At 39.4% G+C, this 11,192-nt stretch carries 9 protein-coding genes; 1 reads left to right on the top strand and 8 read right to left on the bottom strand.

Annotated elements, in window-relative coordinates; translation table 11 throughout:
* Positions 1 to 4: 4 nt before the first annotated feature.
* The 4 genes from BSR19_RS04845 to metK form a co-directional block, all read right to left on the bottom strand.
* Positions 5 to 1,831: a DUF2194 domain-containing protein gene (locus BSR19_RS04845; RefSeq protein WP_156246668.1), complete on the bottom strand. Its 1,827-nt coding sequence runs from the start codon at positions 1,829 to 1,831 to the stop codon at positions 5 to 7.
* Positions 1,828 to 2,745 carry a hypothetical protein gene (locus tag BSR19_RS04840; protein WP_156246667.1) on the bottom strand — a complete coding sequence of 306 codons (918 nt, stop codon included), beginning with the start codon at positions 2,743 to 2,745 and terminating at the stop codon, positions 1,828 to 1,830. The genes BSR19_RS04845 and BSR19_RS04840 overlap by 4 nt, the downstream gene beginning before the upstream one ends.
* Complete coding sequence (locus BSR19_RS04835) at positions 2,742 to 4,514, bottom strand: DUF4118 domain-containing protein (RefSeq protein ID WP_156246666.1); 1,773 nt, start codon at positions 4,512 to 4,514, stop codon at positions 2,742 to 2,744. Before BSR19_RS04835 ends, BSR19_RS04840 begins: the two co-directional genes overlap by 4 nt.
* 667 nt (positions 4,515 to 5,181) lie before the next feature.
* Positions 5,182 to 6,375 carry a methionine adenosyltransferase gene (gene metK / locus BSR19_RS04830; RefSeq protein ID WP_014634398.1) on the bottom strand — a complete coding sequence of 398 codons (1,194 nt, stop codon included), beginning with the start codon at positions 6,373 to 6,375 and terminating at the stop codon, positions 5,182 to 5,184.
* Between the two features lie 279 nt (positions 6,376 to 6,654).
* Between metK and birA the strand changes: the two genes are divergently transcribed.
* On the top strand, positions 6,655 to 7,593 hold the full coding sequence (gene birA, locus BSR19_RS04825) for a bifunctional biotin--[acetyl-CoA-carboxylase] ligase/biotin operon repressor BirA (RefSeq protein ID WP_156246665.1): 939 nt from the start codon (positions 6,655 to 6,657) through the stop codon (positions 7,591 to 7,593).
* Here birA and BSR19_RS04820 read toward each other — a convergent pair.
* The 4 genes from BSR19_RS04820 to miaA all read right to left on the bottom strand — a co-directional run bounded on the left by BSR19_RS04820 (position 7,580) and on the right by miaA (position 11,168).
* Positions 7,580 to 7,765 (bottom strand): DUF3272 family protein, encoded by a 186-nt coding sequence (locus tag BSR19_RS04820; RefSeq protein WP_002883500.1) that lies wholly within the window; start codon positions 7,763 to 7,765, stop codon positions 7,580 to 7,582. The two genes, birA and BSR19_RS04820, sit on opposite strands and share 14 nt — an antisense overlap.
* A gap of 305 nt (positions 7,766 to 8,070) precedes the next feature.
* Positions 8,071 to 9,723: a DNA polymerase III subunit gamma/tau gene (gene dnaX / locus BSR19_RS04815; protein ID WP_156246664.1), complete on the bottom strand. Its 1,653-nt coding sequence runs from the start codon at positions 9,721 to 9,723 to the stop codon at positions 8,071 to 8,073.
* Positions 9,723 to 10,223 carry a GAF domain-containing protein gene (locus BSR19_RS04810; protein ID WP_331462064.1) on the bottom strand — a complete coding sequence of 167 codons (501 nt, stop codon included), beginning with the start codon at positions 10,221 to 10,223 and terminating at the stop codon, positions 9,723 to 9,725. The genes dnaX and BSR19_RS04810 overlap by 1 nt, the downstream gene beginning before the upstream one ends.
* Before the next feature lie 33 nt (positions 10,224 to 10,256).
* Positions 10,257 to 11,168 carry a tRNA (adenosine(37)-N6)-dimethylallyltransferase MiaA gene (gene miaA, locus BSR19_RS04805; protein WP_156246662.1) on the bottom strand — a complete coding sequence of 304 codons (912 nt, stop codon included), beginning with the start codon at positions 11,166 to 11,168 and terminating at the stop codon, positions 10,257 to 10,259.
* Positions 11,169 to 11,192: the final 24 nt, after the last annotated feature.

Genomic DNA, 11,192 nt, shown 5'->3' with positions numbered 1-11,192 from the left:
TGCCTTATTTTAATGTGATGGTGACTGACTTATTTGTAGCCTCCAATAGGTAAAGATCACCCGTTAAATGCGTAACCTTACCATTTTTTACCTTCTTAACTTCGTTTTGATTTAAACGAACCATAAGGTAAGCATGATCATGAAAATTCTCAAGATCAATGTTTAGGGCGTCTTTGGTATATTTTTGAGAAACTTTCAAAATACCGTAACGCTGAACAGCACCTGCTAATTCTGAACCTGTTAGATTTCTAAGCGAAGGTGACATATTGTGGACCCAACTAACTTCCTTGTCCAAAGCCTTATACATCTTTGCCCAACCCAATTCTGCACCACGATCGACATCAAGAACATCATCAGGGTGAAGGAAGTGATTATTAACATAGTGCATATTCATTTCAGAAAAGACCGTCATCTGTGAGAAATCGTCCCAAACCGCACCAGAAACTGTACGTGGCTCTTCAATCATTCCATCAGGTGACACTTCAAACTCTTGCGAATAAGTGAAATCTCCTGGGAAATAGTTACTTGAGATAGCCTTGATTTCTGGGAAATCATTAACGATTACCTCTCGCCCTTCTTTTGAAAGGATATTTGATGGTGGAACGTAGACTGATTTTTGCGTTTTAGGAAAGAGTTGGTTGACAAAACGAATCAACTCAGACAGACTGGCCTTCATAGCAGCCTTATCCTTCCAAGTCTTGTAGCTGGCATACTTTTCACCATAATTAACAGATGAAGGACTCAAAGGTTGGTGGTTGTAACCATGATAACCAAGTTCACCGCCATTAGCCAAAAGCGAATTTCCAAAATACTTGAAACGATCTAAATCATTTTGTTGAACAATTTTACCATCTGTCTGGGCCTCATAGTTTTCAATGACCACACCTGTATGAACAATACCATACTTTTCGTGCAGCTTAAGAAGGTCTGGCCACCAAACATTGGTATAAAATTCAGACACAGACATGTCGTAGTCACGTTTAACGAAACGACCATCTCCGGCTGGAACAGGTGATGGGAAATCATCTATATAATAGGTAGAACCATTGATTACCGGATAAACCGTCGCCTCAGTCAAAAGACTATAGGAAGCGGCATAAATACCACGGACATTACGCTCATAGATTCCAAGGTTATCAACGACAAACTTCCCTTTGCCGTATGGTTTTTCCCAAATCAACGGTGTATGAGAATCATCTGTTGTTTTAGCATGTACCTTAACATCACTTTCAAGAGAGACTTTTCTAGCTGACTCAAAAGGTTCTTCAATTTTATAATTGCGTCCCCCACCAATCATGAAGTCAGGATCCACGTAGATTTCCTTGACCTCATCCATCTCAAAATTGGAATAACTTACGCCAAGATTATGATCAATGGCATCCAGATTACTTTCTTTCCCCATGGTTACTGCAAAAAGTGTTTGACCACCTTTTTCAGTCCAATCCATTAGTGGCTGAACCTGGTCCTCCATTCGAGAAAGGTCAGTGACAAGAAGGACTACTTTTTTATAATCTGAAAGTGAATAGGACTCGTGTTTAGCCACATCGACTAACTTAGCTCCCATACGCATATCTTTTAGAATTTGCTCAAACTGTTTCCAAGCCCTTTGACTCGTCTCGTTTTCACTATCATAAAGAACCAGTGTATCTTTATCTAAATCCTTGACCACTGAGGCCGTAGAAGGTACTTTTCCGGTAAGATAGGCTTCCTTACCTTGAGTTGGGTACCATTCCCCTTTCTTTTGAACAAAGAGTCCGATGGCCAAACACAAAATAAGTCCGACACCTAGCAAGGTTTCTTTGCGGATAACATTCTTTTTACCTAATTTCATGCCATCACCTCTTTTCCTTGCCAGAAGTTCAAGAGATCTTGCTTGTCCTTAGAAAGAACAACCTGTTTGCCTTGCATCTCACGAATCATGTTCTTAAATTCATCAAACTGACCAGTTTGATAGTAATATTCCAAATACAAATAATACACATCATCCGCATTTGATTTAATTGAAAGCTGCGTCAAATGCTTTTGAGCCAAATCATACAAACCAAGAGCTAGTTCATTATGGATAACTCTCACTAAGTCTTTAGCAGTCGTTCCGTGACTAAGTTTTTGCAAGAGACGTTCCTCGTACTCCTTACGAAGCAAACCTTCCATTTGTTTACTTAGAAGTTCTTTAGAGAGGTAATCTTCCATAAAATCACAATACTCGGTTAAGAGATCAAAGTCTGCTTCACACTTTTCAAAACGTTTCTCAAAGGCACTCAACTTCTCATCGTATTGACTTGAAATTTCAGAAATAAAGGTTGTCGCGTAGTGAACAATTTCACTGTCCTCATTTAAGCGAGCCAAGTAGAGCAAATCCATAAAATGAGATGGATCATTATTAGCCAATCCCATCAATTGCTGACGAGCTTCCTTAGCCTTATTCAAATAGAGAGATTCTTCAAGAGGAACGATGTCTTCTTCAACCAATTCCTTAGGACGTTGAAAATCATCGATATTTCCAAAATCAATGGTCAAATCTTTAATTTTGCCGCCAACTGCTGCTTCTTGACCACGACGGTGTCTACCAGGATTTGGCTTAGAAATCATATGAATCAGACCGGCACCAAAGAAAGGTAAAGCAATTGGGAAAATCAAGTAAAAAATGGTTAAATCTGATCTGCCACTAACAATAGCTTTATAGACAAGTGCTATAGATAGGAAGTAACAAACCGCTAAAATACTAGTAATTAGGACTGGAATCATTGTGCAACCCTCCCTTGATGACTAGCTTGTTCAAGAAGTTCTGCCTTTTCAATGAAAGAACGACTCATTTTTGAAAGAACCTCAAGCTCGTTTAACACTTTAGTAGACATGGCTTCAAAAGGAACAGCCTCTACCCAAATGATAAAGGTACCCTCTGCCTTGGTCTTAACTTCCATGGCATAAGCTGGACGATTCTCAAGCAATGATTTATTAGCCCAGACACGTCCATGACCGAAGGCATCTCCAACTTCTTTAAAATCTGTCAAAGATACTTGCTTCTTATCGTTATCTCCCAAAAGGAGCTCATATTGGAAAGGACCACCACCATAAAGTGAAACAGGAGCATTCAAAATCTCTGAAACCAAATCAAGCGTCTGTCTGAGAACCTTCTCAACACTAGCATGATCTAAAGTCACAAAGTAAGAATAGGCTTTTCCAAGACCATCTTGACTTGCTAACAAGGCATTTTTCAGGTCTTTATTTTCATTGAGTAATGTATGGTAGGATTGATTAAGGATAAGATAGTCTTCCTTAACTGTTTCCAATTGTTTGTCTAGTTGTAGCTTGTCATCTTTTTTCTTCATTTCCACAAAACCACAAACAACAGCGATAAAGATATAGGCAATAAAAGCAACCCAACGATCCGTATTATATAGAAGTAATTGCCAGCTAGTTCCAGACAAAATTTGACTAATTGTCAAACCAATAATTGCAAGGACTGCTGAGAACAAGCCATAACCCATGCCCAAAACTGTACTAATCAAGACAACAAAGAGCAAACGTAGGTCAATCAATTGGAAATGTAACTGACCTTGAGTCATATATCGAAAAGCTTCAAAGACTAAGAAGGTGGCGACAACCGCAGCAAGTTTCTTATTTCTCTTTTGCTTAACGATATTATCTACGAAGTTGCGGAACTTAGAAACACGTAAAGAACCTTTACGCTGTTTTTGATAGTCTTCGTAAATATCTGGCAAGTCACGCACCAAGGCATAACGCATAAACCAAGCGAATCGATTACGCAAATCATGGTGCTTTTCAGGATCGTTATCATATTTCCTAATTCTTCTTTCCTCTAAGAAATGAACCTGCTTGTTAGGGAAATACTTATCCAAAGCTTGCAAGAGCTCACCAAAAGTCAGTTGGAAAGGATCCGGAATAATAATACTTTCATAGGTGTCATTCCATCGCTCACATAATTTGTGAAGCAAATCTCCCAAGTCAGATAGACTGATAAAAGTCGCCTGACTTTGTGATGACTCCTTCAACTCCACTTGCTCATGATCATCTAAACGTACAAACAGTTTATATAGATAATCTTCTTTATTAATGACTGAATAAAGAAAGGGACTATGTAGAACTTTAAGGTTGATCCCAAACTCTCGAGTCCAGGATAATAAGGTATCCTTAGTTGTCGTCTGTAAGGTTCGTTTCCCATCCTCAAGGACAGGACCTGTAATGTAAAGTAAACGTTTGTTTTTTCTATCTTTAAGACACTCTAATAATCTGATGAGATTTTCAATCTCCCCTGAACTTTCATGTCCATAATTGAGATATTCCGAAAAATAGATGATTTGATCATAATCATGAAAATCAAAAACATCTTCTAATTGATTGTTCTCATAATGTTTGGTATATACGGTGATTTTATTCTTACGAGAGTTCTTTACACCTGTATGACCAAAAATAAAAACTGCTTGATTAGGAAACGTTTTCAAAATGAAATCGTTTGTTAATCCAGCAGTATTACCAAGTATCAAAATATTCATAAACTTCTCCCCACTTTTAAGAGTGTCCCCTTAACTACACTCTCTACCCATTCTAATCATTAGTCTCAAGTATTTCCCAATAATCTCAAGACCACCATGTAATGCCTTTCTTAAGAAAGCTCTTTGAAAGTTATGGCCTCCTCCCCAATGAGTGAGCACGTAACTCTCATCTGAATCTCTTTCGAAGATTCTTAAAGATTTTAAAAATATAAGAAAGAACAAGATCATCCTAAATAAACATTAACGTAAATTAATATTATTAAAGAATAGATTAAATTGACTAACTAAATATCTTGTTATGTTGATTAGCTTCCCCAAGAAATCACAAACTAACCAGATCACTTTAGATTATCTAACACCTGTTAAACCTTATTTAAAGGTATTTCTTCTTACTCTATCAATCTAAAATGACTCTAGTTTTATAATTACATCGTCACTTTTATTATAGCAATTTATTCTTATTTTTCAACTCCTTTCAAAGGTTTTCACCAAAAGAATTTATCTATAGCTAGTAGTTTTTATCCTTAAATCACTCAATCCATAGGCTTTACAAGTGTTTAAAGTCAGAAAATTCATATTATTTATTTTCAAAACAAAAAAACAGAATTCAAAAAAATTAAATTCTGTTACTTTGATATTATTAAATTGAAAGTAATATTAAATCTTTTTAAGCTTCTACAGCCGCTTTGAGGGCATCTACCTTGTCCAATTTTTCCCATGGAAGATCGATGTCCGTACGTCCCATGTGACCATAGGCCGCTGTTTGACGATAGATAGGACGTTTAAGATCCAGCATTTGAATGATACCTGCCGGACGCAAGTCAAAGAGATCGCGGACAGCAGCTTCAAGTTTACTTTCAGCAACTGTCGCCGTTCCGAAAGTATCAACACGGACAGACACAGGGTTAGCAACACCGATAGCATAAGCCAATTGTACTTCTGCTTTCTTAGCAAGACCAGCAGCTACGATGTTTTTGGCAATGTAGCGAGCTGCATATGAAGCTGAACGGTCAACCTTAGTGGCATCCTTACCTGAGAAGGCACCACCACCGTGTCTTGAGTAGCCACCATAAGTATCAACAATGATCTTACGACCAGTCAAACCAGAGTCCCCTTGAGGTCCTCCGATAACAAAACGACCTGTTGGGTTGATAAAGAACTTAGTCTCATCATCCAAGTATTCGGCTGGAATAACTGCCTTAATGACTTTTTCAATGACATCTTGACGAATTTGGTCGTTAGTCGCTTCAGGATCGTGTTGCGTTGAGATAACGACTGTATCAACACGTACTGGTTGGTCATTCTCATCATACTCAACGGTAACCTGAGATTTAGCATCTGGACGAAGGTATGAAATCTCACCAGATTTACGCAAATCTGCCAATTTTTTAACCAATTTATGTGAGAGGCTAACTGGAAGTGGCATAAACTCAGGAGTTTCGTCAATAGCAAAACCAAACATCAAACCTTGGTCACCAGCTCCGATAAGATCAAGTGGATCTTGATCACCAGTTCCACGAACTTCAAGTGCTTCATTGACACCTTGAGCAATATCTGGAGATTGTTCAATCAATGATGGGTGAACCCCTACAGATTCTGCCGCAAAGCCATATTCTGCATTGTTATAACCAATTTCAGCGATAGTATCACGAACCACACGGTTAATGTCCACATAAGCTGTTGTAGAAACTTCACCGAAAACATGGACAGAACCAGTGTAGACAGCAGTTTCTGCTGCAACGTGTGCATCTGGATCTTCTGCTAAAATCGCATCAAGAATGGCATCCGAAATTTGGTCTGCAATTTTATCTGGATGCCCCTCAGATACTGATTCAGACGTGAAAAGTTTACGTTCTGACATATAAAATGTCCCCCTTTTAATATGAAAAATAGTATTAGATAGCACGGATTTAACCGTCTCCTAATAGGTAAAACGCTATACTCCTAACGGAGCTAGACGCCGTTAAAAAGTTACAAAGAACCAACAGCCAACTCTAGGATGACTGTTGCCTTATCGGGACTTAATAACTACCTTCCATTATATCATGTTTTTTCAGTCTAGTCATATAGTTATTTATTATCAAGCCTTATCAATAATTTATAGTGAGCATTTTACCATCTTTTGTATTATACTTAGGATATGAAAACTTATGAACACGTTTATGACATCTTATCGAAGAGTCCTGACTTTGTAACGGGAGAGAGCTTGGCTAAAAGCCTTGGTGTCTCACGGACAGCCATTTGGAAGGCAATTCAAACACTTCAAGAACAAGGAATTGACATTACCAGTGTCCGCAAGAAAGGCTACTATTTAGAAAAGGGAGATATTCTTCTTCCTCAAGACATCTCTAAGCAACTCAACATTCCAGTCTACTTTAATCCAGATTCTAACTCTACCCAACTAGATGCTAAACATGGCATGGAAAAGAATAATCCGACGCCTGCACTTTACCTGGCATCAAGTCAAAAGGCAGCCAAAGGACGATTTGAACGTCACTTCTTTGCCAGTCCACAAGGTGGTATCTACATGAGTATCCACTTAAAGCCCAACTGTCATTTTGAGGAGTTACCACCTTATACGATGATGGCGGCAGCTGCTATTGTCAAAGCTATCCAGCGTCTAACTGGCATCAATACAGAAATCAAATGGGTTAATGACATCTACCTCAACAACAAAAAAATGGCTGGTATCCTTACCGAAGCCATTAGTTCTATCGAATCTGGTCGCATCACAGATGTCATTATCGGGGTTGGGCTTAACTTCTCAATCAGTGATTTTCCTGAAGAGTTAGCTAATAAAGCTACTAGTCTTTTTACTTCTAAAAAACCAAGCATCACTCGAAACCAGCTCATTTCAGAAATTTGGAAACTCTTTTTAACCGTTCCTACTAGCGATTTGGTCAAAGTCTATAAAGAAAAGTCCCTCGTTTTAGACAAACAAGTGACCTTTGAACAAGCTGGAAGGACTTATACTGGTATTGCCAAGGAAATTGGCGATAAGGGCCAACTTCTCGTTCTTACTGATGATGGTCAGGAAAAATGGCTGAGTGCTGGCGAAGTGAGCCTTACTTCTTGGTAGACTTGTCGGCTGCACGCGCAATGCGTGAAACAACATAGGTTGTCCAAAGACGACGAAACAATAAATAACCAAAAAAGGCTGTAAAAAAGTAATAGCCGTGCTGTAAACTGTAATTAAAACAAACCGTTTCAAAAATAGTTTCAAGCGTAATAAACAAAATTTGTTGAATCATAAGATTATTATATCAATAGATAGAGCCTAGTACAAGCAGTCTAGGCTCTTTTCATTTTTACAAGGATGGAACAGCTTCAGAAATCTATCAAATTACACTGGACATCCTCGCTTTTGTGTTTCTTGGCTCGGACCTAAAAAGGTCCAATGGACCTTCCTCGCTTTCTTATTTCTAGGCTCGGACCTAAAAAGGTCCAATGGACCTTCCTCGCTTTCTTATTTCTAGGCTCGGACCTAAAAAGGTCCACTGGACATCCTCGCTTTTGCATTTCTTGGCTCGGACCTAAAAAGGTCCACTGGACCTTTTTAGTCCTCTATTTCTACTACATCAGAGAGAAACTCGAGTTCTTGAGGGATATACTCTTCACGATCTTCTTTTTCCAATTCTTCTTTGGATTTGAGGCTACGTGCAAATTCTGTTCGGAGTTTTTCAAATTCTGCTTTTGGAACAGCCATAATATTAGGTGAGAAACCGGCAGCTGAACTCATGATATTACCAAACATATCATTGAGATCACTGCGTTTCATGACCTGTTCAGCATTAAAGGCAGCATTAAAGGCTAGGATGGCATTTTCCTGATTGGCTAATACAGGCTCGGAGCCATTCAAAAGTGCCCTATTTTGTGGACTAATTGAATCCAAGATTTCAGGCCAAGTTGCCTTTAGGGCATCCAGACACTGGCGGGATTTCTGAGGATTTTCCATAGTTTCACGCATAATAGTGAGAATCTTTTCACGATCCACCTTGTACTGATAAGCAGGTTTGACTTTTCGAGTTGGTGCTACTTCTCCTTGGACTTTGCCCTCTTTAAGAGCTTTACGTAGACCTTCTACCTCGCGACGAAGACTATCTAACTCTTCTTGCAAATTCCCTGAAATTTCTTGTGAAACCTGAGTATGAGTCTCTGACAATTTTATAGTCAGCATTTCCGCATAGATTTTAGGATGTGTTCCAGTTTTAATTTCTGGCAAGGCACTTGTAACCAAGTCAATCAATTGGAAAAGTCGGTCTTGCTCCAGAGAAAGATTCTCCTCAAAAAGGGGACTATGGTGACTGTTCTCTCCGCCCGCTTTGACAATCAAAAGATCACGGAAATACTCCAAGAGATCCGTCGCAAAACGGCTCATAGACTTGCCACTATCAAAGAGAATTTCGAGATTTGATAAAGCTTGCGTAGTCTCTTGATTGCGAACATTAGCGACAAAACTGTCTAGGGCTGTTAAACCAATAGAACCAGTGATTTCTTCAGCTACGGCTTGGCTGACATGATTGTCAGGAGATAGACTCAGTGCTTGGTCTAAGATTGACAAAGCATCACGCATACCACCTTCCGCACGACGAGCAATAATGGTCAAAGCCTCATCATCAAAGGTTAATCCTTCTTTTTCCAGAATTGAAGCCAAATGCTCTTTAATAGCTCCCTGCTTGATCGATTTAAACTCAAAACGTTGGACACGAGAGAGGATGGTTGCAGGAATCTTATGTAATTCAGTGGTCGCTAGGATAAAGACCACATTTTCAGTTGGCTCCTCCAAAGTCTTCAAAAGAGCATTGAAGGCACCTGTCGAAAGCATGTGAACTTCGTCGATAATATAGACCTTGTGAGTCGCACGACTTGGGGCATAGGTCGATTTGTCACGGATTTCACGAATCTCATCCACACCGTTGTTGGAAGCCGCATCAATTTCAATCACATCTTCGAGACTTCCGTTAGTAATATCGCGACAAATATCGCAGTGATTACAAGGCTCACCATCAACTTGATTAGGACAGTTCATAGCCTTGGCAAAGATTTTCGCCGCACTGGTTTTACCGGTACCACGTGGCCCAGAAAAGAGATAGGCATGACTGATTTTCCCTGACTCTACCGCCTGTCTGAGCGTGGTTGAAATCACTTTTTGACCAACCATTTCGCCAAAGGTCTGACTACGGTATTTACGATATAAGGCTTGATACATTAGTTTACCTCAAACATTCCAAATGTAAGCTCGGTTTTCTCGAGTAGAATTTTGACAAATGCTTCAAGATAATCTTGGTCTAGGTCGTTATAGTCTCCTACTTGGTGAGAATCCAAATCGAGAACACCAACTAATTTGCCATCTTTGACCATTGGTACAACAATTTCACTTCGAGCAGCGGAATCACAAGCGATGTAATTGTCGTGTTTGGTGACATCTTCGACAATTAGGGTTCTATTTTCAGCTGCAGACTGGCCACAAACACCCTTACCTAGGGCAATTCGAACACAAGAAACATTACCTTGGAAAGGACCAAGGATTAACTCATTCTTGACATTATCCATCAGGTAGAAGCCTGTGAACACAGAATTTGGCAGGGTTGTATTCAAGAGAGCTGAGGCATTAGAAAAGTTGGCCAAAGCATTGTCTTCATTGGCAAAAAGCACCTTAGCCTGTGCTAGCATTAATTCATAGGCTGATTTTTTTTCTTCGTTAGTCATAACTACCATTATAGCAAAGATTGGTTCTTAAAACTAAGATTGACCTACCTTTTCTCCTTCCCTTTCATTTAAAAATAATTCAAGATCTTGAACGACATTTTCAGGATATTCTGGACTAGAAATCTGATAAAACTTAACAGTCATTCTATTTCTGAACCAGGTTAATTGCCGTTTAGCAAATCGACGCGTATTTTGCTTGAGTTTTTCCAAGGCTTCATCCAAGGTTTGGTTCCCAGCAAAATAAGGAAACAACTCCTTGTAGCCTATACCACGAGCTGACTGGGCATTAGGATAATTATCGTACAACCACATGGCCTCTTCCAAGAGACCATGTTCAACCATCTTGTCTACTCGTGTATTGATGCGGTCATAAATCAAGGAACGTTCATCATCTAATCCGATAAGAAAGGGATCATAAGTCGGCTCAGTATTTTCAAGATTCTCCGAAAAACGATGAAGCTCAAGTGCTCTAATAGCACGCCGACGGTTAATCTCTTTAATCTCAATACCTAAGTTATCAATTTTTTCAAAAAGTTCCTGATCAGATAATTGCTCTAATTCCGTGCGATAGGCTAAGACCTGCTCCTGATCCACCTGTCCCCCTAGGTGATACCCTTCTAAAAGACTTTGTAAATAGAGACCTGTTCCTCCTACTACAATAGGCAGTTTACCACGACTAACGATATCAGTAATGGCAGCCTCTGCCTCTGTCACAAAATCATAAGCTGAATAGGTCTCATCAACATCGCGAACATCAATCAGATGATGTACTGCTGCTGCCTGCTCTTCAGGAGTGGCCTTGGCGGTTCCTATATTCAATTGTCGGTAAACCTGCTGGCTATCTCCTGAAATAATTTCGCCATTAAAACGCTTGGCCAATTCAATTCCAAGCGCTGTTTTTCCCACAGCAGTAGGACCAGCTACTACAATAAGTTTGGTTTTCATAATGTTTTCACTTGCTATTCTAGA

Origin of the sequence: Streptococcus salivarius, from assembly GCF_009738225.1 — a bacterium.
GTDB lineage: Bacteria > Bacillota > Bacilli > Lactobacillales > Streptococcaceae > Streptococcus.
Note: the sequence above shows the minus strand (reverse complement) of the source record. Positions and strands in the feature narration are given on the sequence as shown.